Origin of the sequence: Ensifer sp. Root127 (assembly GCF_001425225.1) — a bacterium.
GTDB lineage: Bacteria > Pseudomonadota > Alphaproteobacteria > Rhizobiales > Rhizobiaceae > Ensifer > Ensifer canadensis.
Genome location: NZ_LMDX01000054.1, coordinates 134,956 through 158,939 on the forward strand (window position 1 = coordinate 134,956; position 23,984 = coordinate 158,939).

The following is a 23,984-nucleotide window of genomic DNA, read 5'->3' on the forward strand; positions in this document are numbered from 1 at the left end:
TCAGAAAGCGATACTGCTCCGCTCACTCCGAAAGCAGCACCCGCGTGAGGGCGTGTCCGACGTCGGCGAGGCCGTCGATAACGTTGAAATGATGTTTGTCCGGTTCCGCGGTCGCGGCCGTTGTTGCACCCAGTCCGGTCCAGATATTGGCGAGCAGAGCGCTCTGGCGCAAGAACTCGGCCCGTTCGCCGCCCCCGACCCAGCAGGTGATGCGGGCATTTGCCATGGGGCGCAGCAGAGCCGGGCTTTCCGAAAGCGCCTCGCTCTCGTCGATCGCAAGCCTCTCGTTCATCGTGGTTGCCATGATCGGACGCAGGTCATGAACGCCCGAGATCGAGACGACGTTTCGAATCCGCTGCTGTACATGCGGCGCCAGCGGCGCGGTCGTCGTGATCATCCGGCTGACGAGATGCCCTCCGGCCGAATGCCCGGTCAAATTCAGCGGCCCATCGACCAGCTTCGAGGCCTCGCCGATGGCCGCAGCTACCTCTTCGACGATCCCAGCGATGCGAATTTCGGGGCAAAGCGTGTACGAGGGGATGGCGACGGCGTAGCCGCTGGCAACAGCGCCGGCGGCCAAATGCGACCAAAAGCTCTTATCGAGTTGCAGCCAGTATCCACCATGCACGAAGACGACAAGGCCCTTGGCTGAGCCATCAGGGAAAAACAGGTCCATGCGGTTTCTCGTCCGCTCGCCATAGCTGAGGTCGAGTTTTGCACGCCCCGCTGCCCGAAGGGCACTGCGAAAGGCTTCGGCTGGCTTGACCCACGCTTCCGGCCATAGGTTGCCACGAGCGATATTCGAGCCATTCGCATAGGCGTCGTCCCAATCGGTAATGCGGCGTTCCAGCATCGATTTAATCCTCCTAGTTTTCTCCTCAGGCGTAGCAATCGCCTGCCAGACCGGTAAACACAATGCCATCATCCAAAAAAACTTTAGGCTTGAAATAGTTTTTGAGCGGTGCGATGCTGCCCCATGTTCAGCCGAGAAGTGGAGGTCTCGCTGTGCCTATCACGATCATTGGAGTCGTCTCAGCGACGACGCGCTTCATCGGCAACGATCCGGCGACGCCCGCAACCGGTTTGCACGGCCGGGCTCCGCACGAACGCAAGAATTATAGCCGGCTTTAAAAATGCCTGAGCAACAGGCAGGAACGGAACAGGGGATTAGCCGCCACATGCTTGGACCGACTTCACACGTCGATACGTTTACCCGTGACCATCTGCCTCCGCCGGAAGAATGGCCAGACTTCCTTCTCGAAGGCTTCAACTATCCGGACCACCTCAACGCCGCCGTCGAACTGACCGACGCCATGGTCGCCAAGGGCTTTGGCGACCACACCGCCCTGATCGGCAACGGTCGTCGGCGAACGTACAAGGAACTTTCCGACTGGACGAACAGGCTGGCCCATGCGCTTGTCGAGAATTACGGCGTCAGACCCGGCAATCGCGTGCTCATACGCTCGGCCAACAACCCCGCCATGGTCGCCTGTTGGTTGGCAGCCACCAAGGCCGGCGCCGTCGTCGTCAACACGATGCCGATGCTCAGAGCCGGAGAGCTGACCAAGATCATCGACAAGGCCGAGATCAGCCTGGCGCTCTGTGACACACGTCTGATGGACGAGATGGTCGCCTGCGCAAAGGATAGCCGCTACCTGAAACAGGTCGTCAGCTTCGACGGGACTGCAAACCACGACGCTGAACTTGACCGGATTGCACTCGACAAATCCGTCCTCTTCGAGGCGGTGCACACCGGTCGGGACGACGTGGCGCTTCTCGGTTTCACCTCGGGCACGACCGGGATCCCGAAGGCAACCATGCACTTCCATCGCGATCTGATGATGATCGCAGACGGCTACGCCAGCGAAGTCCTAGGGGTCACACCCGACGATATCTTTGTCGGCTCGCCTCCACTTGCATTCACCTTCGGCCTCGGTGGCCTTGCGATCTTTCCCTTACGCTTCGGGGCGGCAGCAACGCTTCTTGAGCACGCGACGCCCGCGAACATGGTGGAGATTATCGAGAAATACAAAGCAACGATCTCGTTCACCGCCCCTACCGCCTATCGGGCGATGATGAAGGCGATGGACAACGGCGCGGACCTTTCGTCTCTGCGGGTTGCAATTTCGGCCGGCGAGACACTGCCGGGCCCCGTCTTCGAGGAATGGACGAACAAGACTGGCAAGCCGATCCTCGACGGGATCGGCGCGACAGAGATGCTGCACATCTTCATTTCCAACCGGTTCGAGGACCGCAAGGCCGCCTCGACCGGGAAGCCCGTCGGTGGCTACGAAGCACGGATCGTCAACGACGAGATGCAGGAAGTTCCTCGCGGCACGATCGGCAAGCTTGCAGTGCGCGGCCCGACCGGCTGCCGCTACATGGCCGATCCGCGCCAGCGTGACTATGTCCGCGATGGCTGGAATCTCACGGGTGACGCCTTCTATCAGGATGAGGACGACTTCTTCCATTTCGCCGCCCGATCCGACGACATGATCATAACCGCGGGCTACAACATCGCCGGCCCAGAAGTCGAAGCGGCCTTGATCTCGCATCCGGAAGTCGTTGAGTGTGCCGTCGTCGGTGCACCCGACGCCGAGCGCGGCGAGATCGTCGAGGCCTACGTCGTGCTGTCGGCCGGCGTGTCGGCAGACGAGGCGACGATCAAGCGCTTGCAGGATCACGTGAAGGCGACGATCGCGCCCTACAAATATCCACGGTCGGTAAAATTCCTGGACAGCCTGCCGAAGACAGCCACGGGCAAGATCCAGCGGTTCCGATTGCGGTTGGAGAACTGAAATGAGCGAACCATACGATCCTTCCAAGGAAGGCGCCCAGATGTCGTTTAAGGGGCGCATGTCCTACAGCGACTACCTCATGCTGGAGAAAGTGCTGGACGCACAGGAGCCGCTCTCAAAGGCTCATGACGAGATGCTGTTCATCATTCAGCATCAGACGTCTGAACTCTGGATGAAACTCGCGCTGCACGAGATCAACGCGGCTGTCCGGTCGATCCGTGAAGACCGGCTGGAACCCGCCTTCAAGATGCTGACGCGCGTGGCGCGCATCTTCGAACAGTTGAACAGCGCCTGGGACGTGCTTCGCACGATGACGCCCAGCGAATACACGCAGTTCCGCGAGTCTCTGGGGCAGTCATCCGGCTTCCAGTCGTGGCAATACCGGGCGATCGAGTTCCTCGCCGGCAATCGCAACGTCGCCATGCTCGGACCACACACGCATCGTCCCGAGATCCTTAAAAAGCTGGAAGCGATCTTAGCCGCACCGTCGCTCTATGACGAGGCGATCCGGCTCCTGTCTCGCAAAGGGTTCGATGTCGGCGAGGAAGCAGACAGGACGGATTGGCGCGAAACGCGCACGGAAAGCGACAAGGTCTTTGCGGCCTGGCAGACGGTCTACCGCGATCCCGAGCGCTACTGGATGCTCTATGAGCTCGCCGAGAAGCTGGTCGATTTCGAGGATTACTTCCGTCGATGGCGCTTCAACCACGTCACGACGGTGGAGCGCATCATCGGCATGAAACGCGGAACCGGGGGAACATCCGGCGCGTCCTACCTCAAGAAGATGCTCGAGGTGGAACTCTTCCCAGAGCTCTGGCATGTGCGCACAGGTCTCTGATAGAACACAACTCAAAAGGGAACCTACTAGGAGGAGAACAGCATGAACCGCATTCTGGCAGCGAGCGTTTTTGGCCTCGTGCTTGCGACGTCGAGCCTTGCCTACGCCGAGCCGGTGAAAATCGGCGTCATCACCACGCTTTCGGGCGGCGGCGCCGGTCTCGGCATCGACATGCGCGACGCATTCACGCTTGCGATCAAGCAATCGGGCAACAAGGACGTCGAGCTGGTGATCGAAGACGATGCCCAGAAGCCGGAACTTGCGGTGCAGATCGCCGAGAAGATGATCCAGGGCGACAAGGTCGACCTGATGACAGGGATCATCTGGTCGAACCTCGCCATGGCCGTCGTTCCGAACGCGGTAGCACAGGACGTGATCTATCTCTCGCCCAATGCCGGCCCTTCGGCACTTGCCGGTGCGAACTGCAACCCGAACTATTTCAACGTCGCCTATCAGAACGACAACTTCCATGAGGCGATGGGACAATACGCCAACAAAGACTACAAGAACGCCTTTGTCCTGGCGCCCAACTATCCGGCCGGGAAGGACGCGCTGACCGGCTTCAAGCGCTACTACAAGGGCGACCTTGCCGGCGAGATCTATACCCAGGTCGGCCAGACGGACTATGCCGCGGAGATCGCCCAGATCCGCGCCTCCGGTGCCGATAGCGTCTATTTCTTCCTGCCCGGCGGCATGGGCATCGCTTTCATGAAGCAATATGCCCAGTCGGGCGTCGGCATCCCGGTTATGGGGCCCGGGTTCTCCTTTAGCCAGGACGTTCTGCCGGCGATCGGCGACGCGGCCCTTGGCGTCAAGAATTCGGCGACCTGGTCCAAGGATCTCGACAACGAAGCCAACAAGAAATTCGTCGAAGCCTTCAAGGCCGAGTACAAGCGCCTGCCCTCGATCTACGCGGCGCAGAGCTGGGATACGGCGAACCTGATCCTCGCAGCGCTTTCAAAGGCGAGCGTCAAGGACAAGGACGCCTTCCGTGCGGCGCTCAAGGCAGCGGATTTCAAGTCCGTGCGCGGCGAGTTCGCCTTCAACAACAACAACCACCCGATCCAGAACATCTACGTTCGCGAGGTGGTGAAGGAAGATGACGGCGTCCTGACCAACAAGATCATCGCGACTGCCTTCGAGCATCACAAGGATGCCTACGCCGAGAAGTGCGGGATGTAAGACTTGCACCCGTCGTCGCCCGGGTGCTCGGCTTTCGTGCTGACATCCGGTCGATGATCCATGCGCCCCTCACACCAAGCTTGGACCGGTCTCTTGTTCACCGCACTCCTGATCGAACAACTGCTCAACGGGCTCCAGCTCGGCGTGATGCTGTTTCTGATGGCCGCCGGCCTGACGCTGATTTTCGGCGTCATGGGTCTGATCAATCTCGCCCATGGCTCGCTCTACATGATCGGCGCCTTCGCCTGCGCCACCGTCGCAGCCGCGACCGGCTCCTTCTGGCTGGGGCTGATCGCCAGCCTCACGGCCGCCGCCGGCGTCGGTGCGATCATCGAGGTCGCCGTCATCCGCAGGCTCTACGACCGTGATCATCTCGATCAGGTGCTTGCCACCTTCGCGCTGATCCTGATCCTGTCCGAAGGTGCGCGCTGGATTTTCGGCTCGTTCCCGCTCTATCTCGATATACCGCCCCTGCTTCAGGGCGCTGTGCCGCTCCCTGGCGGCGGTCAGTATCAGCTCTATCGCCTGGCGATCATCGGCGTCGGCATCGCGGTTGCCGTCAGCCTTTATCTGCTGATCTCCAGGACCCGGCTCGGCATGCGCATCAGGGCGGGCGAGTCGGACCGCGAGATGATCGCAGCGCTCGGCGTCGATATAGGCACGCTTTACACAGTCGTCTTTGCGCTCGGCGCAGCCCTTGCGGGTCTTGCCGGCGCATTGGTCGGGGCGCTCCAGTCGGTGCAGGTCGGAATGGGCGAACCGGTGCTTATCCTCGCCTTCGTCGTCATCGTCATCGGCGGCATCGGCTCCATCAAGGGTGCGCTCGTCGGCGCTGTGATCGTCGGGGTCGTCGATACCATGGGCCGCTTCCTGCTGCCCTCGCTGCTGGCATTGACCATGCCCGCATCGCAGGCAACCACGATCGGGGCGGCGCTGGCCTCGATGCTGATCTATGTCGTCATGGCCCTCATCCTCGCCTTCAGGCCGAGCGGCCTGTTTGCCGCGCAGTCGTGAGGTCCCGATGAACCGCGAAACGACAGTCAATCTGCTTCTGGCGCTCCTCCTACTCGGCGCACCGCTTGTCGCCGTCGGCATGGGCGAGCCCTTCTATGTGACGCTTGCAACCCGCGTCGCCGTGCTGGCACTTGCCGCCGTCGGCCTCAACCTGGCGCTCGGGCTCGGCGGGCTGCTTTCCTTCGGCCATGCAGCCTTCTTCGGCCTCGGCGGCTATGTCGCGGGTATCCTTGCGACGCACGCCTTCAATGGCGAACCGCTGTTCGCCGACATTCCGGCAACCACATCGATGCCACTCATCTGGATAACGGCGGTGGTGGTCGCAGGGCTCGTTGCGTTGCCCATCGGTGCGATCAGCCTGCGCACGACAGGCGTCTATTTCATCATGATCACCCTCGCCTTCGCGCAGATGATCTACTATTTCGCGATCTCCTGGCCGGCCTATGGTGGCGAAGACGGCTTGTCGATGTCGGTGCGCAACGCCTTTCCCGGCGTCAATACCGCCAAGCCCCTGCCCTATTTCCTGGTCTGCTACGCCGCTCTGATGGCAACGCTTCTCCTGTTCCGCATCGTCGAGGGCTCGCGGTTCGGCAGCGCACTGCAGGCAGCGCGACAGAACGGAACGCGCCTTGCCGCCGTCGGCATCGCGCCCTTCAACATCCGGCTCGTCGCCTTCGCAGCCTCCGCGATGATCACCGGATTTGCCGGTGCGCTCTATGCCGATCTCAATCGCTTCGTCGGCCCTTCGATGCTGTCGTGGCACATGTCGGGCGAACTGATCGTTCTCATCATTCTCGGCGGCAAGGGCCGGCTGTTCGGGCCCGTCGCCGGCGCCATGATCTTCGTGTTCTTCGAATATGTGCTCGGCGGCATCACCGAGCGCTGGCAGTTCTTCCTCGGCCTCATCCTGCTCGGCATCGTGCTTTTTGCACGCGGAGGGCTGCTGGGCCTGCTCTCGGGAAAGCCGCGCCATGTCTGAGCCAATTCTTGAAATCCGCGACCTCAGAAAATCCTTCGGCGCGCTCAAGGCCACCGACGGGGTGAGCCTCGAGCTTCACCCGGGACAAATCCATGCGCTGATCGGTCCGAACGGCGCCGGAAAAAGCACGCTGATCCACCAGATCGCCGGCTCGCTCAAGGCCGACAGCGGGACGATCCGCTTTCTCGGTCAGGACATCAGCGGGCACGACATGGCCGCCCGTGCGAGGCTTGGACTTGCGCGCAGCTTCCAGATCTCCTCGCTGGCGCAGGAGTTCTCGGCCCTTCGCAACGTCATGCTAGCGGTGCAGGCAAGCCGTGGCAGCAGCTTTCGTTTCTTTCGCCAGGTGGTCGATGACAAGGACCTGACCGAACCGGCAATGGCGATGCTGGAGCGCGTCGACCTCGCCGCGCGCGCCCATGTACCCGCAGCCGAACTCTCGCACGGAGAACGCCGGCAGCTTGAAATCGCCATTGCGCTGGCGCTTTCGCCGAAGGCCTTCCTCTTCGACGAGCCGATGGCCGGCATGGGGCCGGAGGGCTCCAAACGGCTGACGTCTTTCCTCGATGGGTTGCGCCAGCAGGCACCGATGCTGCTTGTGGAGCACGACATGGACGCGGTCTTTGCACTGGCGGATCGGATATCCGTGCTTGTCTATGGCCGCATCATCGCGACGGGCACGGTCGAGGAAATACGCAGCGACCCGGAAGTGCGCCGCGCCTACCTGGGAGAAGCCGCGTGAGCCTGCTGGAACTGAAAGGTCTCGAAACCTTCTATGGCGCTTCCCAGGCGCTCTTCGGCGTCAATCTCGATGTGCGGGAGGGCGAAGTGGTTGCGCTCATGGGCCGCAACGGCATGGGCAAGACGACGACGATCAACTCCATCCTCGGCCTCGTGCGCCCGCGCTCAGGTGTGATCAGCTTCGCGGGCAAGGCGATCTTCGGCATGCGGCCGCACCGGATCGCCAGACTCGGCCTTGGCCTCGTGCCCGAAGGACGGCGCTGCTTCCCGAACCTCACCGTCATGGAAAACCTCGTTGCCACCGCTCGTGGCAGCGAGTGGACCTTGGAGAAGGTGGTCGCGCTCTTTCCCCGCCTCGGCGAACGGCGCGACCAATATGCCAATACGCTTTCCGGTGGCGAGCAGCAGATGCTTGCCATCGGCCGGGCGCTGATGACCAATCCCAGCCTGCTCATTCTGGACGAGGCGACCGAGGGCCTGGCGCCAGTGATCCGGCAGGACATCTGGTCGGCGATCCGTACGCTGAAGACGGCCGGCCAATCGATCCTCGTCGTCGACAAGACGCTTTCGGAATTGCTACCCCTCGCCGACCGCTGCTTCGTGCTGGAGAAGGGCGCGACGGTGTTCACGGGATCGCCGGCAGCGCTGACGCCGGCGCTTCAGGATCGCTATCTCGGCGTCTAAGCTTTCAGTCAGGCGGCGGGAATGCCGCCACCAAGCACGACGGAATAGGCCACAGCGTCGATATTGCCGCCGGAAATCACGCAGACGATGTTTCCCTTAAGGTCCGGTCGGGCGATCGCGGCGGCAAGTGAGGCGGCGCCCGCACCTTCTGCCACGATCTTGGCCTTCCTGAACAAAAGCCGCATCGCGTCTGTCACCTCAGCGGGACTGACGGCAATGGCCCCGTCGATCAGTTCGCGTGCGACCGGCCAAAGCTGCGGGACCAGCGACGGAGCGCCGATGCTCTTGATGAAGGACGGGCGGGTTTCGATCACCACAATCCGCCCCGCCTCAAGTGCGGCGCAAACCGGGGCGGCGCTGTCGTCTTCGACCGCAAAGACGCGTGCCGACCGGGAACCGGTCTTGATGGCACTGGCGACCCCGGTGGTCATGCTGCCGCCGCCATAGGGGGTCAGCACCACGTCGACATCGGGCAGGTCCTCGACGATTTCCATGCCGATCGAGCCGTTGCCGGAAAGCACCGCCTGATCGGTCACCGGATTGATCAGCAGTTCCGGCGCATCCGGCCTGTCCGCGCAGACAATGTAGTCCCACCAGGTCTCCGCGCTCACGAAGCGCACCTCCCCGCCAAGGTCGCGCACGCCCTCGATCTTGGTCTGTGGCGCTCCGCGGTACATATAGGCGACCATCGGAACACCGATGAGGCGCGCGGCCCAGGCCATGCCGTAGGCCATATTGCCGGAACTCGTGACCGCGACGCCGCCCCGCAGAGCAGCAGGGTCGCGCGACAGCACTGCATTCAGCGCCGGGCGGAGCTTGAAGGCGCCAATCGGAGAAAGCGTCTCCAGTTTCAGGAAGATTTGCCGGTCCGAAAGTCCGAGGTCGAGCCTGACCAGCGGCGTGCGCGCGACGTGGGGAGCGATGCGGCCACGCGCCTCGGCGATTTCGTCCAATGTCGGCCGGTGTGGTGCAGCGGTCATTGCGAAAGTCCCCCTGGGCGGCGCGATCTTTATCGGCGTCTCAGTGTGACGGTGCGGGCGGTATGCCGCCCGCAGCTTGTCGATGCTATCAGATCAGGTGACGGCCGCACGAACGGCAAAGCGCGCATCCTGCCATGTACCGGTGCGCAGGATCTCTTCCAGAATTTCGACCGCCTGCCAAACGTCGGCGTAGCTTACATAGAGCGGGGTGAAACCGAAACGCATCGTCGACGGCGCGCGGAAGTCGCCGATGACGTCGCGGGCGATAAGCGCCTGCATAATCTCGTAGCTGTTGGGATGGCTGAACGAAACCTGGCTTCCGCGCCTCGCGCCGTCACGTGGGCTCTCGAGCTCGAGGCCGTAGGCGCCGCATTTCGCCTCAACCAGCGTGATGAAGAGGTCGGTGAGCCGGATGCTCTTCTCACGCAACTTGGTCATGTCGACCTCGTCCCAGACGTCGAGCGCGCCCTTGAGCGCCCGAAGCGACAGGATCGGTTGCGTTCCGCAAAGGAAGCGGCGGATCCCCTCGCCGGCCGCGTAGTGCTTCTCGAAGGCAAAGGGGCGCGCATGCCCCCACCAGCCACTGAGCGGCTGGCGGGTATCGCCATGGTGACGCGTCGCGGCATAGATGAATGCTGGTGCTCCGGGACCGCCGTTCAGGTACTTGTAGGTGCAGCCGACGGCAAAATCGACATCAGCGCCCTCAAGATCGATCGGCAGCGCGCCTGCCGTATGGCAGAGATCCCAGATGATCAGCGCGCCATGCTCATGCGCCTTGCGCGTCAGCGCCGCCATGTCGCGCAGTTCGCCGGACTTGTAGTTCACGTGGTTGACCAGAACCACGGCAACGTCACTGTTGATCAGGTCTTCGATCTCGGGCGCATCGACCCCTTCGAGACGCAGCGCCGCACCCGGACGCGTCGAGACCACGCCCTCGGCCATGTAGAGGTCGGTCGGGAAACTGCTGCCTTCGCTGACGATCACCGAGCGCTCCGGCCGCAACGCCATCGCCGCATGCAGGGCCTTGTAGATGTTGATCGATGTGGTGTCGCAAACGACCGTCTGGCCGGCCGCCGCGCCAATCAGTCGGCCAACCCGGTCCCCGAGCGCAAGCGGCATCTCGAACCATCCGGCCGTGTTCCAGCTTCGGATGAGATCCTGGCCCCATTCCTCCGTCGCCGCCTTGCGGAGCTCGTCGAAGGCAGCGGTCGAAGCAACGCCGAGCGAGTTGCCGTCGAGATAGATGAGGCCCGGTGGCAGGATGAAACGATCGCGCATCGGACGTAGCACGTCGGCCGCATCCATCGCCTCGATCGCTGCAAAATCAGGAACTGCACTCATGAAGATGGTCCTTGGTTATTCACGAACGGTTTCGCGGGCGGGTGCCGGCCCGCGGCTTCGCTTGAGGCTCGGAAGAGCCAGCATGGCGAGAACGAAGAGGCCAGTCGCAAGTTTCAGATCCGGTGGTGGCATGCCGGCGGCCAGGCAGAAGGAGACGAGCTGATAGTAGACGACCGCGCCGACAAACGGGGCGGCGAGTTGGCGCAACACGCTTTGCTTTCCGACGATCGCCTCGCCGATCATCAGCGCCGCGAGCCCATTGATAAGGATGCCGAGGCCCATGTTGACGTCGGCAAAGCCCTGCGACTGCACCATCAGCGCTCCGCCTGCCGCCGAAAACGCGCCGGCAAGCCCGACGCCGCCGATCGTCGCCAGCCAGACGTTGATGCCCTGCGCTTCCGCCATGTCGGGATTGGCGCCGACGGCCCGGATCGCCGTTCCCTTCTCGGTCCTGAAGAAATGATAGAGCAGGAAGAAGACGATGAGTGCGATGAGGCCGGCGACAACGATCTTGCTTGCCGGGAAGCCCGGCTGCAGCCCTGGCACCCAGTCGAACATCGTCGGCGCCCCGAAAACCGATAGGTTCGACCGGCCCATGATGCGCAGATTGATCGAATAGAGCATCGTCATCATCAGGATGCCGGCAAGCAACGTGTGAATGCGGAATCTCAGATGGATGAACGCCGTGCAGCAGCCGGCGACAAAACCGGCGAGGAGTGCGATGGCGATCGCGGCGAGCGGCGACATGCCGGCTGCCATCAGTACACCGCAGACGCAACCGCCAAGCGGGAACGCGCCCTCGCTGGTCAGATCCGGGAAACTCAGCATGCGAAACGGGATCATGATCCCCAGCACGACGAAGGCAAGGATCAGGCTCTGGGCCAGCGTGACGGGAACGAGCGAGACGAAACTCGCGATGGTGTTTTGAATAATATCCATGATCGTCAGCTCGCCAGGAACATGCGGTCGGTTTTGACGGAGAAATGGCCGATCAGGTCCGGCACCGTCGTCTGGGCCTTGTCCTTGCCATCGATTTCGAGGCGGACGCGCCCGGCATCGAGCATGACGACCTTGTGGCCGAAATCCACGGCATGCTGCATGTTGTGCGTCACCATCAGCGTCGTCAGCTTCAAGGCTTCGACGGCGCGGATCGTTGCTTGCATGACGATGTCGGCGGTGCGCGGGTCGAGCGCCGCGGTGTGTTCGTCGAGCAACAGCAGCTCCGGCGAACCGCCGACCGCCATGATCAACGACAACGATTGCCGTTGGCCACCCGACAGTAGCTCCACGCGCGTGTCGAGACGCTTTTCGAGGCCGAGGCCCAGAAGCGACAGGCGCTCCTTGTAGGCGGTGAGCCTTGCCGCGTTCAGCCCGCGGCGCAGGGTGCGCTTGTTGCTTCGAAGCTCGGCGAGCAGCATGTTTTCGGCCACCGTCATGCTGGCGGCGGTACCGCGCATCGGGTCCTGGAACACGCGCGCAAGCCGCATGGCGCGTTTGTGCACGGGCGTCGCCGTCACGTCGTCGCCATTGATGACGATCTGGCCGCTATCGAGCGCGAGCGCCCCGGAGATGGCGTTGAGCATGCTGCTCTTGCCGGCGCCGTTCGAGCCGATGACGACGCCGAACTCGCCTGTTGCAAGGCTGAGGCTGAGGCCGTCGAGTGCGACCTTTTCGTCTGCCTGCCCCTTGTAGAAGACCTTGCGGGCCGATCTGATTTCCAGCATTGGCTCCCCCTCATAACCCATGAAGTGACGGCGCTCCCGACGCCGTCACCTATTCGCCCAAAATCAGTCGACCAGGCAGCCGCAATCGGCGAGCGATGCCGGTATTGCGATGCCGAAGGCCGCCGCCGCTTTCTTCGAGATCAGCGGCGCATGGTCCTCATAGCTCGGACGCGACGGCGCGATCGTCTTCGGGTCCTTGCCCCCAAGGATCTCCGCGGCAATCTTGCCGGCATTCATGCCGACCTGCTCGTAGTTGACGGCAAAGCTTGCCGGCACGACGCCGTCGCGCACAGCACCATCGTCGGAGTTGACGATCGGGATCTGCGCCTGGCGTGCAGCCGCCGAGACGGCGCCGATTGCCGGCTGGAGCAGGTTGGATGCGGGCGTATAGATCACGTCGGCCTTGCCGGCGAAGGAGGCAATGCGCTGCTGGATGTCGTTGACGTTGTCGACGCCAACGGCCACGACCTCAAAGCCGGCGGCCGGTGCAGCCGCCTTGATCTTGTCGAGCAGAGCCGTGTCGTTCGCCTCGCCAGGGTTGTACGGCACGCCGAAGCGCTTGGCCTCCGGAAGGAGCTTGCGGGTAAAGGCCATCACGGCAGCCACGTCCTGAAGGTCCGTCGCGCCAGTCATGCCGTCGTCACCCGCCCCCCAGGACGGAACGAGCTTCGCGGCCACCGGATCGGTGACGGCGGAAAAGACAACCGGGATACCGGATCCGGCGAGCGCCTTCTTGGCGATCTGCGAGACCGGCGTGGTGATCGTATAGATCAGTTTCGGCTGCTCGGCCTGCAGCTTGGCAATCATCTGCGGAACAAGCGAGGCGTCGAAGTTGGTGTGGCTTTCAGTGTAGACGACATCGGTGCCCTCGACGAAGCCGTTTTCAGCGAGCGCCTTCTTGAAGCCGGCGATCGATGCGCTCAATTGCGGATGTTCGCCGAAATTGGCGATGCCAATGCGGATCGGATCGGCAGCGGCCGTTCCCGCTCCCCACGCCAGCGCGCCGGCGACAACCAATCCCGAAAGCCAAGTCCTCTTGCTCATACATCCCTCCCAGAATTTGACGAGCGTTACCGCCCTCCTCGGCGGCGTGGGTGGATGATGGAGACGGTCAGACTTCTTGTCAAACAAATATATATATTTTCATCAGAGGCGCCGAACTATATATATTTGTATCGATGCGATGCGGGCGTTAAGGGAACTTGATGCAAGACCACGAACAGTCGACCAAAACCGAATTGGCCTACCGGCTGCTGCGACGCGATATTCTGGCGACGCGTCTCAAGCCTGGCGCGCCGATGAAGCTGAGCGTGCTGCGCGAAAGCTACGGAATCGGCTGGACACCTCTGCGCGAAGCGCTGTCGCGTCTGGAGGCGGAAGGCCTGGTCACGGCGATCAGCAACCGCGGCTTTGCCGTTGCTCCGGTTTCACGCGAGGAACTGGACGATCTCACACGCGCGCGCCTGGCCGTCGAGATGCCGCTGCTTCTCGAGTCGATCGAGAACGGCGACAGCGCATGGGAATCCGCCGTCGTCACCGCGCATTACCGGCTGTCCCGCTGCAAAGTCTCGGTCGAGCATTTCTCCGAAAGCGAGATCGACGAGTGGGACGAAAAGCATGCCGCCTTCCACGCAGCGCTGATCGGTGCGGCACGATCGAACTGGTTGACCCGCTTCCAGTCAACGATTTCCGATCAGCTTCGTCGCCACCACCGTTTCCTCAGCCTGGCCCCGACATTGAGGGCTGCCGCAGGGATGAGCAAGGGATACGAGGAAGCGGTCGCCGCCTTGCAAGACGCCATGGCGATCGAGCATCACACTGAGCTGATGGAGGCGGCACTTGATCGAGATTTCGAGCGCGCCAAGACGCTGATGGCCGACCACATCGGCTTTACCGTCAATGTCTATGTCCAATCCGAGGACGGTGGCCGTTCTCAATCTTCCGGGCACCCGTCGTTGCCGGGGGTTGCGTCCAAATGACGGCCCAACGCAGCCTGTCCAAGAGCCGGAAACATCTCTAATAAGGGCAAGGCGGCAGTATACGCCTGCAGCTTTGCGAAAGTGGACGTTTGGTATGATGGGTGAAGACAAGTTCGACATCTCGCCGGAATGGGTGGATGGCGAGACCAAGGCCCTCGAGGCTCCCGGCGATCACCGTGTCGAGCTCAGGCTGTGGCTGCGTCTGCTGACGTGCTCGACACTGGTCGAGAGCGAAGTCCGCCGGCGGCTCCGGGAAGAATTCGACTCCACGCTGCCACGTTTCGACCTGATGGCCCAGCTCGAGCGAGCGCCTGATGGCATGGTGCTGGGGGAAGTCTCTAAGCGCATGATGGTCTCACCCGGCAACATAACGGTTCTTGTGGAACGGCTGACCGAGAGCGGTCACATCAGCCGTACGACACTGCCGACGGATCGACGTGTACAGATCATCGCGCTGACGCCCTTCGGCCGCGCCGAATTCGAGAAGATGGCGGCAAGGCATTCCGACTGGATCTCCGACCTGTTCGCTGGACTTTCAGCGAAGGAGGGCGGTGTGTTGATGGACGAGCTTGCCAAGCTCAAGCGATCCATCGTTGCTGCGTTGGCCCGGAACACTTAAGGCACTGCGCCTTTCTTTCCGCCGTCTCCCGAGATTCTCCGAAACGGTTCGCCACTCGCGCACCGCACTCCGGACGCATGTAGCGTCGTCACATTTGCCGAAACAATTTTAAGCTTGAAATTTCTCTGGAACGAGTCCACCCTGCTCCTCGCAGTCCGGGATGACGGTCGACGACATCTGGACGGTGACACACGCAGCCGGAGCTCGGGAGGAGAACGACATGCGGATCGTCTGTATCGGTGGCGGGCCAGCCGGCCTCTATTTTGCGCTGCTGATGAAGCGCCAGCACCCGGAACACCGCATAACGGTCGTCGAGCGGAACCGCGCCTTCGACACCTTCGGGTGGGGGGTGGTCTTCTCGGATGCGACGATGCAGTCGATGCGCCAATGGGATCCGGAGACTGCCGAGGCGATCGAGGTCGCCTTCAACCACTGGGACGACATCGAACTGGTTTTCAAGGGCCGTAAGATCAGGACGACGGGCCACGGCTTCGTCGGCATCGGCCGCAAGAAGATGCTCAATATCCTCCAGAATCGCTGCCTCGAACTCGGTGTCGAACTCGCGTTCGAGCACGACGTCGAAAGCGACGAGGAATTCGCCGATGCGGACCTCATCATCGCCTCGGATGGCGTCAACTCGAGGATCCGCAATAGATACGCCGACGTTTTCCAACCCGACATGGTCGTTCGGCCAAACCGTTATGTCTGGCTCGGCACGGACAAGCGCTTCGACGCCTTCACCTTCGACTTCCAACGCACCGAACACGGCTGGTTCCAGGCGCATATCTACCGCTTCGATGAGAACACCTCGACCTTCATCGTCGAAACCACGGATGACGTCTTTCAGGCCCATGGTCTCGACCAGATGGACCAGCAGCAGTCGATTGAGTTCTGCGAAAAACTCTTTTCCGAGACGCTCGACGGCCACAGGCTGATGACCAATGCGCGCCATATGCGCGGTTCGGCCTGGCTGAACTTCGGCCGGTTGATTTGCGAGAAGTGGAGCCATTTCAACGGCAATAGCCACGTCGTACTGATGGGGGACAGCGCCCACACGGCGCATTTCGCCATCGGCTCGGGCACCAAGCTTGCGATCGACGACGCCATCGAGCTTACCCGACAATTCGATATCCTCGGCCACAACGAAGCCACCATCCCGGACGTGCTCGCGGCTTACGAGGAGGTGCGCCGGGTTGACGTCGCCCGCATCCAAAATGCGGCGCGCAACGCCATGGAGTGGTTCGAAGTCGCCGGCACGCGCTATGCCGATACGCTGGAGCCGGAGCAATTCATGTATTCGATGCTGACCCGCTCACAGCGCATCAGCCACGAGAATCTTCGCCTTCGCGACAAGGACTGGCTCGAAGGTTTCGAACGCTGGTTCGCCGAACGTGCCGGCGCCGAGCCGGCGTCGAATGGCACGGTTCCCCCGCCGATGTTCACGCCTTTCAAGCTTCGCGGCCTGACGCTCAGGAATCGCATCGTCGTTTCGCCAATGGCGATGTATTCGGCGACCGACGGCGTGCCCAACGACTTTCACCTGGTGCATCTCGGTGCGCGCGCCATGGGCGGCGCGGCCCTCGTTTTTCCTGAAATGACCTGCGTGTCGCCTGACGCCCGCATCACGCCCGGATGCTTGGGACTCTGGAACGACGAACAGACGTTGGCCTTCAAGCGCATCGTCGATTTCGTGCACCAGCAGACGCCTGCCAAGATCGGCATCCAGCTCGGGCATGCCGGAAGAAAAGGTGCGACCAAATTGGCCTGGGAGGGGATCGACCAGCCCTTGAACGAGGGCGCCTGGCCGCTCATTTCCGCGTCGGCCCTGCCTTACCTCGCGCATTCGGATACGCCGCGCGAAATGACCCGAGCCGACATGGACCGCGTCGTCGCCGACTTCGTGCAGGCGACCGGACGCGCCCGTGACCTCGGTTTCGACATCCTCGAACTGCACGTGGCGCACGGCTACCTGCTGTCGAGCTTCCTGTCGCCGCTCACCAACCTCCGCACGGACGAATATGGCGGCGACCATGCGGCCCGCGCCCGCTTTCCGCTCGAAGTGTTCCACGCGGTTCGCAAGGCGTGGCCCGAGGACCGGCCGATGTCGGTGCGCCTTTCGACGCATGACTGGCACGAAGGCGGCAACACTCCTGAGGACGCGGCGATTTTCGCCCGCCTGTTCAAGGAAGCCGGCGCCGATATGATCGACTGCTCCTCCGGTCAGGTGGTGAAGGAAGAAAAACCGGTTTACGGCCGGCTGTTCCAGACACCATTTTCCGACAAGATCCGCAACGAGATCCAGGTTCCGACCATCGCCGTCGGAGCGATTTCCGAAGCCGACCACGCCAATTCCATCATTGCGGCCGGCCGTGCCGACCTCTGCGCAATTGCGCGTCCGCATCTGGCCGACCCGTCCTTCGTCATGCACGAGGCGGCGAAGATCGGCTATGACGGGCAGCCCTGGCCAAAGCAATACCACTCCGCCCGCGCGCAATATGTGAACAATCTGGCGCGCGCCGCAACGACGGTAGGCAAGCCATGAACCGCAGACACGCCCTCGTCACGGGCGCCGGAAGCGGCATCGGCAAGGCGATCGCGCTTGCACTCGCAGCCGATGGCCATGTCGTCAGCCTTGTGGGGCGCCGCGCCGCGCCGCTCGAAGCCGTGAAAGAGGAAATCCACTCATCAGGCGGCGAAGCCCACGTCCACCATGAGTTCGATGTGACTGACCCGGCAGCGGTCGAGCAAGGCATTTCGGCTGCGATTGCGAAGAGCGGAGAGATTGCGGTTCTCGTCAACTGCGCCGGCGAGGCTCCTTCGGCGCCGTTCGAGAAAACCGATCTTTCACTCTGGCAACGGGTGCTCACGGTCAACCTGACCGGGGTGTTTCTCGTGACGCAGGCAGCCCTTGCCTCCGTGCGCCGGGCCGGCAACGGCCGGATCGTCAATGTCGCAAGCACCGCAGGCCTGACCGGCTATTCCTACGTTTCCGCCTATTGCGCATCAAAGCACGGCGTTGTCGGTCTGACGCGGGCGCTGGCACTCGAACTTGCGCGCACCGACGTCACGGTCAATGCCGTCTGCCCGGGTTTCACCGACACGCCGCTGATCGATGTGGCGCTTGAGACAATCAGCGAAAAGACTGGCCGTTCGCGCGAGGAAGCGCGCGCCAGCCTTGCCCGTTCCAATCCGCAAGGGCGCCTGGTGACGCCCGACGAGGTCGCACACACGGTCTCCTGGCTCGTGTCGGAGAAGGCAACCGCGATCACCGGCCAGGCCATCCCAGTGGCGGGCGGCGAAGTTCTCGGAGGATAGACATGACAAACCCGATGCAGGCCAAGAAGCGCGCCTTCAAAGACCATAAGGCCAAGCACTTCCTGTTCGAAACGGACGCCGACGGCCGGGTCGCCACGATCACGCTCGACCGTCCGGAAAAGAAGAACCCACTGACCTTCGAAAGTTACGAGGAGCTTTGCGATCTCTTCCGGGCGCTTGGTCGCGCCAGCGATGTGCGCGCCGTGGTGCTGACCGGCGCCAGCGACAACTTCTCCTCCGGCGGCGACGTCTTCGAGATCATCGAGCCGCTGACGCGCATGTCGATGCCGGATCTGCTTGATTTCACCCGCATGACCGGCGAGCTGGTGCGCCAGATCCGCGCCTGCCCGCAGCCCGTCATCGCTGCCGTTGACGGCATCTGCGCCGGTGCCGGCGCGATCCTGGCGATGGCCGCGGATTTCCGTGTGGCAACACCGGAGGCGAAAACGGCATTTCTGTTCACGCGTGTCGGGCTGGCCGGCGCCGACATGGGCGCCTGCGGCATCCTTCCCCGCATTATCGGCCAGGGCCGTGCCGCCGAACTGCTCTTCACCGGCCGGGTCATGACCGCGACCGAGGGCCACGCCTGGGGCTTCTACAACGCCCTCCACGAGCGTCCGTCGCTGCTTGCCGAGGCGCAGAAATTCGCACGCAGCATCGCCGACGGCCCGTGGTTCGCGCATGCTATGACCAAGAAGATGCTCGACCAGGAATGGGCGATGGGCATCGATCAGCTGATCGAAGCGGAAGCGCAGGCCCAAGCGATCTGCATGGCGACCGGCGACTTCCGCCGCGCCTTCGAGGCCTTTGCCGCCAAGGCGAAGCCGGAATTCAAAGGGAATTGAGCATGAGTTCCCATGAGACGGCTTTGCGCCCACCAACCCGCGACCATCTCGACTGGCCATTCTACGAGGATAGGCATCGCGCGCTTGCCGCCGAATTGGACGGCTTCGTTGCCGGCGGCGGTCTTGGCGAAGTCGATCACCGGGATGTGGATGCCGCCTGCAAACATCTGGTCGCAGCGCTCGGCGCTGCAGGCGTACTTCGCCATTGCGTGCCGAAGGCGTTCGGCGGTACGAGCGAAGACATCGACAGCCGATCGCTTTGCCTCATCCGCGAGACGCTCGCCTATACCGACGGGCTTGCCGACTTCGCCTTCGCCATGCAGGGGCTGGGGACTGGCGCGATCAGCCTTTCCGGCTCCGAGGCGCTGAAGCAGGCCATCCTGCCCAAGGTCGCCCGCGGCGAGTGCATCTCCGCCTTTGCGCTTTCCGAACCCGATGCGGGCTCGGATGTTGCGGCGATGGCCTGTGCGGCGCGCCGCGACGGCGACCATTTCGTGCTCGACGGCGAGAAGACCTGGATCTCGAACGGAGGCATTGCCGACGTCTACACTGTCTTTGCCCGCACCGGCGAGGCGCCCGGCACGCGTGGCATATCCGCGTTCGTGGTCTTTGCCGACACGCCGGGCTTCACGATCGCCGAGCGCATCGAGACGATTGCGCCGCATCCGCTCGCCCGGCTTCGTTTCGACAATTGCCGTATTCCGTCGTCACAGCTTCTCGGCAGCCCGGGCGAAGGCTTCAAGATCGCCATGCGCACGCTCGACATCTTCCGCCCATCCGTCGCTGCCGCCGCGATCGGCTTTGCCCGTCGCGCGCTCGACGAGGCGGTGGCACATGCGAAGAACCGCAAGATGTTTGGCGCAACGCTTGCCGACCTGCCGACCGCGCAAAGCACACTCGGTGAGATGGCAACGGCGATCGACTCCGCAGCCCTTCTGACCTGCCGCACGGCGTGGCAACGCGACGTGCAAAAGCGGCCGACGACTCGCGAGGCGGCAATGGCCAAGATGACGGCGACGGAGAATGCGCAGTGGGTCATCGACCAGGCGCTGCAGCTCTTCGGCGGTCGGGGGGTACGCGTCGGCGAGATCACGGAGCGGCTCTATCGTGAGATCCGTGCGCTGCGCATCTACGAGGGCGCGACCGAAGTTCAAAAGCTCATCATCGGCCGCGAGCTGATGAAGGGCACGGCACGATAACGGTGGCGTCACCACCTCGCTCGCCAACCACGCTTCCCTTGCATGGCCGGACGATATCCGAGCCGCACTGACGCAACATCTGGAGACAACCAATGCACACCATCCTGCAACCTGAAGGTTGGGCAAAGCCCATCGGCTATGCCAACGGCGTCGCTGCGAAGGGCCGCACTCTCTTCGTCGGCGGTCAGATCGGCTGGAACGAGCGCTCCGAGTTCGAAACCGATGATTTCGTCGAGCAGGTCCGCCAGACGCTGAAAAATGTGGTCGCGGTGCTCGCCGCCGGGGGGGCGGAGCCGCACCACATCACGACGATGACCTGGTACTTCACCGACAAGCAGGAATATATCGGTAACCTCCGCGGTATCGGCCAAGCCTACCGCGACATCATCGGCAGGAACTTCCCTGCAATGGCGGCAATGCAGGTGGTCGCGCTGGTCGAAGACCGGGCCAAGATCGAGATCCAGGCCACGGCCGTCATCCCCGATTGAGGATTGCCGACATGCCAGAGATCAGATTTTCGCAGAGCGTTTCCGCCCGTCGGGAACAAGGTGCTCTCGTCGTCACCATCGACAACCCGCCCGTCAACGCGCTGTCGGCGCATGTCAGGTCCGGCCTGATGGCTGCTTTGGATCATGCTACTGACCTTCCGACGATTACCGGTCTCGTGATCACCGGTGCGGGCAGCACGTTTATCGGCGGTGCTGATATCAAGGAGTTTGGCAAACCTCCCATGGAGCCGATGCTTCCCGAGGTGATCGATCGCATCGAGACTTTCGAAAAGCCGGTCGTCTGCTCGGTGAATGGCTCCGCCCTTGGCGGAGGCTGCGAGGTGGCGCTCGCCTGCCACGGCCGCATAGCTGGAGAAAAGGCCGCGTTCGGACTGCCCGAAGTGAAGCTCGGCATCGTTCCGGGTGCTGGCGGGACACAACGCCTGCCACGGCTGATCGGCACGATCGCGGCCATCGATCTCATCGGAACGGGGCGCACCGTCAACGTGAGCGAAGCTGTCGCACTCGGCCTTGCCGATGGCACCGCCGCGGACCCCGTAGCCGCCGCCCTTACGCTCCTGCGCGAACTGGGTTCAAAGCCGCTCCGTCGCACCGGCTTGATGGCGGTCCCGACGGTGGACGCAGCAGCCGTCAGCGCGGCGGAGGCGAAGGTCCTGGCGCGAGCCCGCGGCCAATCCGCTCCGGTCGAGGCGGTACGTCTCGTCAAGGCGGCCGGTCAAGTCGATCTGAAACAGGGATTGGCGGAAGAACGCGGCACATTCCTGCGTTTACGCGACTCCGTCGAGTCCGCTGCCCTGCGGCATGTATTCTTTGCCGAACGCGCCGCCGGCAAGGTCGAAGGGTTAGAGACAGTCTCGCCACGCAGAATCGAGACAATTGCGGTGGTCGGCGCGGGGCTGATGGGGTCCGGCATTGCGGTCTCGGCCCTGACCAGCGGCTGTCGCGTCATCGCTTTGGAGCAGACAAAGGAAGCAGCCGCCGACGCGCGCGCCCGCATTGCCGAGACACTCGACAAAACCGTCCGCTCCGGACGGATGGACGCGGATGGACGCGACGACTGCATCGCCCGATTACAGACCACCGCTGAAGCGGCAGACCTCGTCACCGCTGATCTCGTCATCGAAGCGGTGTTCGACGACCTCCAGGTCAAGATGGACTTGTTTCGCCGGCTCGACGGCATCCTTGCGCCAGGCACCATTTTGGCGACTAACACCAGCTACCTCGATCCCGACGTGATCGCCGCGGCGACGACCGATCCGTCGCGGGTGGTCGGATTGCACTTCTTCTCGCCCGCCAATGTCATGCGGCTTGTCGAAGTCGTCGATTGCGCCAAGACCGCGCCCGATGTGCTGGCGAGTGCACTCGCCTTCGTCAAACGCCTGGGCAAGTTACCCGTCGTCTGCGGCGTTACCGAGGGCTTCATCGGCAACCGCATCTTTTCCGCCTATCGTCGCGAGGCAGAGTTCATGCTCGAGGATGGCGCCGTGCCCGACGAGATCGACGCCGCCTTCGAAGCTTACGGTTTTCCGATGGGCATCTTCGCCGTCAATGACATGGCCGGGTTGGAGATCGCCTGGGCGCGCCGGAAGCGGCAGGCCGCGACGCGGGATCCTGCCGCACGTTATGTCGAGATCGCCGATAGGCTTTGCGAGGCGGGCCGTCTTGGCCGCAAGAGTGGCCGCGGCTGGTACGCCTACCCCAATGGCGAGCGCACCGTCGATCCGGAAGTGACGGCGATGATCAAGGCGGCGCGCGCCGCCAAGAACATCACGCCGCGAGCCATCACTGCCGAAGAGATCATGGGCCGGCTTTTGAAGGCGATGGTCGATGAAGGAACGGCGCTGCTGGCCGAAGGCATCGCCGCGCGCCCCGGCGACATCGATCTGGTGATGATCAACGGTTACGGCTTTCCGGCCCACAAGGGCGGGCCGATGTTTACCGCGCAGCAAGGCAAGGACCTGAAATCATGAGCGAGGCCTATATCATTGATGGCGTCCGCACGCCCATCGGCCGATACGGCGGCGCTTTGTCGGTCGCCCGTGCCGACGACCTCGCCGCGCACGTAATCCGCGAGGCGCTGGCGCGCGTCGCGTCGGTACCGGCCGAAGCGATCGATGAGGTCGTCTTCGGTTGTGCCAACCAGGCGGGCGAAGACAACCGCAACGTGGCCCGCATGGCCGCCTTGCTTGCCGGATTGCCGGACGCGGTTCCTGGCACGACAATCAACCGGCTTTGCGGCTCGGGGCTGGATGCCGTCGGTTACGCCGCACGCGCGATCCGGCTCGGCGAGGCGGAAGTCGTGATTGCCGGTGGCGTCGAAAGCATGTCGCGCGCGCCTTTCGTCATGCCGAAGGCCCAAAACGCCTTCCAACGCAGCACCGAAGTACACGACACAACGATCGGCTGGCGGTTCATCAATCCGGTCATGCAAGAACGGTACGGCATCGAGTCCATGCCGGAGACCGCTGAAAACGTTGCAGCCGAGTTTGATATCTCGCGCGCGGACCAGGACGGCTTTGCACTGCGCAGCCAGGCCCGCGCTGCGGCTGCGCAAAAGAATGGCCGCTTCGCGCGCGAAATCGCCCCCTATCCGATCAAAGGGCGCAAGGGCGAGACGACGCACGTCTTAGAGGATGAGCATCCGCGCGAGACAACGTTCGAGAAGCTCGCCAGCCTGCCGACGCCGTTCCGCACCAATGGCACCGTGACAGCCGGCAATGCATCCGGTGTCAACGACGGCGCGGCCGCACTTCTGCTTGCCTCAGGCCGCGCGGTCGAACGCTACGGCCTCACGCCACTTGCTCGCGTCGAGGGGATGGCAACGGCGGGGGTTCCTCCACGCGTCATGGGCATGGGCCCCGTCTTTTCCTCCAGAAAGCTCCTGGACCGTCTCGGCGTTGGCATCGGCGATATCGATATCCTCGAGCTCAATGAAGCCTTCGCAGCCCAGGCTCTCGCCTGCATGCGGCAGCTAGGCTTTGCAGATGATGCCGCCCACGTAAATCCCAACGGCGGCGCCATTGCCTTGGGACATCCTCTCGGCATGTCCGGTGCGCGCCTTGCGCTGACCGCAGCACTGGAACTTGAACTTCGAGGAGCAAGGCGAGCTGTCGCCACCATGTGTATTGGCGTTGGACAAGGCATCTCGATGTTACTGACGCGACCGTGATGCCGACGGATGCTCCTGCATTACGGCCTGGCGTGTCTCACGGTCTGCGCAGATCGTCAGTCCATGTT

The 23,984-nt window shown here is 62.9% G+C and carries 22 protein-coding genes; 16 read left to right on the top strand and 6 right to left on the bottom strand.

The window, feature by feature from the left end:
* Positions 1–22: 22 nt before the first annotated feature.
* Entirely contained in the window at positions 23–853 is an 831-nt protein-coding gene (locus ASD03_RS35820; RefSeq protein ID WP_057218932.1) for an alpha/beta hydrolase, read from the bottom strand.
* Positions 854–1,178: 325 nt separating this feature from the next.
* Here ASD03_RS35820 and ASD03_RS35825 point away from each other — a divergent pair, with 325 nt between their 5' ends.
* The 7 genes from ASD03_RS35825 to ASD03_RS35855 all read left to right on the top strand — a co-directional run bounded on the left by ASD03_RS35825 (position 1,179) and on the right by ASD03_RS35855 (position 8,236).
* Positions 1,179–2,798 carry a benzoate-CoA ligase family protein gene (locus tag ASD03_RS35825; protein WP_057218934.1) on the top strand — a complete coding sequence of 540 codons (1,620 nt, stop codon included), beginning with the start codon at positions 1,179–1,181 and terminating at the stop codon, positions 2,796–2,798.
* Between the two features lies 1 nt (position 2,799).
* On the top strand, positions 2,800–3,636 hold the full coding sequence (kynA, locus tag ASD03_RS35830) for a tryptophan 2,3-dioxygenase (RefSeq protein ID WP_057204692.1): 837 nt from the start codon (positions 2,800–2,802) through the stop codon (positions 3,634–3,636).
* A gap of 42 nt (positions 3,637–3,678) precedes the next feature.
* A complete protein-coding gene (locus ASD03_RS35835; RefSeq protein WP_025429103.1) occupies positions 3,679–4,818 on the top strand; it encodes an ABC transporter substrate-binding protein in 1,140 nt (379 codons plus the stop codon).
* Positions 4,819–4,911: 93 nt separating this feature from the next.
* A complete protein-coding gene (locus ASD03_RS35840; protein WP_156408144.1) occupies positions 4,912–5,832 on the top strand; it encodes a branched-chain amino acid ABC transporter permease in 921 nt (306 codons plus the stop codon).
* A gap of 7 nt (positions 5,833–5,839) precedes the next feature.
* Positions 5,840–6,811 (top strand): branched-chain amino acid ABC transporter permease, encoded by a 972-nt coding sequence (locus tag ASD03_RS35845; protein WP_057218938.1) that lies wholly within the window; start codon positions 5,840–5,842, stop codon positions 6,809–6,811.
* Complete coding sequence (locus ASD03_RS35850) at positions 6,804–7,553, top strand: ABC transporter ATP-binding protein (protein ID WP_057204696.1); 750 nt, start codon at positions 6,804–6,806, stop codon at positions 7,551–7,553. The genes ASD03_RS35845 and ASD03_RS35850 overlap by 8 nt, the downstream gene beginning before the upstream one ends.
* Positions 7,550–8,236, top strand: coding sequence for an ABC transporter ATP-binding protein (locus tag ASD03_RS35855; protein WP_057204698.1), 687 nt, complete (start codon positions 7,550–7,552; stop codon positions 8,234–8,236). The genes ASD03_RS35850 and ASD03_RS35855 overlap by 4 nt, the downstream gene beginning before the upstream one ends.
* Before the next feature lie 8 nt (positions 8,237–8,244).
* On the opposite strand, the gene ASD03_RS35860 is transcribed toward ASD03_RS35855, so the two are convergent.
* The 5 genes from ASD03_RS35860 to ASD03_RS35880 all read right to left on the bottom strand — a co-directional run bounded on the left by ASD03_RS35860 (position 8,245) and on the right by ASD03_RS35880 (position 13,325).
* Positions 8,245–9,216: a pyridoxal-phosphate dependent enzyme gene (locus tag ASD03_RS35860; protein ID WP_057218940.1), complete on the bottom strand. Its 972-nt coding sequence runs from the start codon at positions 9,214–9,216 to the stop codon at positions 8,245–8,247.
* Between the two features lie 93 nt (positions 9,217–9,309).
* Positions 9,310–10,557, bottom strand: coding sequence for a kynureninase (gene kynU / locus ASD03_RS35865; protein ID WP_057218942.1), 1,248 nt, complete (start codon positions 10,555–10,557; stop codon positions 9,310–9,312).
* Positions 10,558–10,572: 15 nt separating this feature from the next.
* The gene (locus tag ASD03_RS35870; protein WP_025429110.1) at positions 10,573–11,496 is read right to left on the bottom strand and encodes an ABC transporter permease; all 924 of its coding nucleotides are present in this window, start codon (positions 11,494–11,496) and stop codon (positions 10,573–10,575) included.
* 5 nt (positions 11,497–11,501) lie between these two features.
* The gene (locus ASD03_RS35875) at positions 11,502–12,281 is read right to left on the bottom strand and encodes an ABC transporter ATP-binding protein (RefSeq protein WP_025429111.1); all 780 of its coding nucleotides are present in this window, start codon (positions 12,279–12,281) and stop codon (positions 11,502–11,504) included.
* Between the two features lie 63 nt (positions 12,282–12,344).
* Complete coding sequence (locus tag ASD03_RS35880; RefSeq protein WP_025429112.1) at positions 12,345–13,325, bottom strand: ABC transporter substrate-binding protein; 981 nt, start codon at positions 13,323–13,325, stop codon at positions 12,345–12,347.
* 161 nt (positions 13,326–13,486) lie between these two features.
* On the opposite strand from ASD03_RS35880, the gene ASD03_RS35885 reads away from it, so the two are divergent.
* From ASD03_RS35885 to pcaF, 9 genes are all read left to right on the top strand, one after another.
* Complete coding sequence (locus ASD03_RS35885) at positions 13,487–14,260, top strand: GntR family transcriptional regulator (RefSeq protein WP_057218943.1); 774 nt, start codon at positions 13,487–13,489, stop codon at positions 14,258–14,260.
* A gap of 94 nt (positions 14,261–14,354) precedes the next feature.
* Positions 14,355–14,879 carry a MarR family transcriptional regulator gene (locus tag ASD03_RS35890; protein ID WP_225906420.1) on the top strand — a complete coding sequence of 175 codons (525 nt, stop codon included), beginning with the start codon at positions 14,355–14,357 and terminating at the stop codon, positions 14,877–14,879.
* Positions 14,880–15,099: 220 nt separating this feature from the next.
* Entirely contained in the window at positions 15,100–17,421 is a 2,322-nt protein-coding gene (locus ASD03_RS35895; RefSeq protein WP_057219266.1) for a bifunctional salicylyl-CoA 5-hydroxylase/oxidoreductase, read from the top strand.
* On the top strand, positions 17,418–18,194 hold the full coding sequence (locus tag ASD03_RS35900; RefSeq protein ID WP_057218944.1) for an SDR family NAD(P)-dependent oxidoreductase: 777 nt from the start codon (positions 17,418–17,420) through the stop codon (positions 18,192–18,194). The genes ASD03_RS35895 and ASD03_RS35900 overlap by 4 nt, the downstream gene beginning before the upstream one ends.
* 2 nt (positions 18,195–18,196) lie before the next feature.
* Positions 18,197–19,039, top strand: coding sequence for an enoyl-CoA hydratase family protein (locus tag ASD03_RS35905; RefSeq protein WP_057218945.1), 843 nt, complete (start codon positions 18,197–18,199; stop codon positions 19,037–19,039).
* Positions 19,040–19,041: 2 nt separating this feature from the next.
* Positions 19,042–20,238: an acyl-CoA dehydrogenase family protein gene (locus ASD03_RS35910; protein WP_057218946.1), complete on the top strand. Its 1,197-nt coding sequence runs from the start codon at positions 19,042–19,044 to the stop codon at positions 20,236–20,238.
* 92 nt (positions 20,239–20,330) lie between these two features.
* The gene (locus ASD03_RS35915) at positions 20,331–20,726 is read left to right on the top strand and encodes a RidA family protein (protein WP_025429118.1); all 396 of its coding nucleotides are present in this window, start codon (positions 20,331–20,333) and stop codon (positions 20,724–20,726) included.
* An 11-nt stretch (positions 20,727–20,737) separates the two neighbouring features.
* Entirely contained in the window at positions 20,738–22,717 is a 1,980-nt protein-coding gene (locus ASD03_RS35920) for a 3-hydroxyacyl-CoA dehydrogenase NAD-binding domain-containing protein (protein ID WP_057218947.1), read from the top strand.
* A complete protein-coding gene (gene pcaF, locus ASD03_RS35925) occupies positions 22,714–23,916 on the top strand; it encodes a 3-oxoadipyl-CoA thiolase (protein WP_057218949.1) in 1,203 nt (400 codons plus the stop codon). The genes ASD03_RS35920 and pcaF overlap by 4 nt, the downstream gene beginning before the upstream one ends.
* The last annotated feature ends 68 nt before the right edge of the window (positions 23,917–23,984 follow it).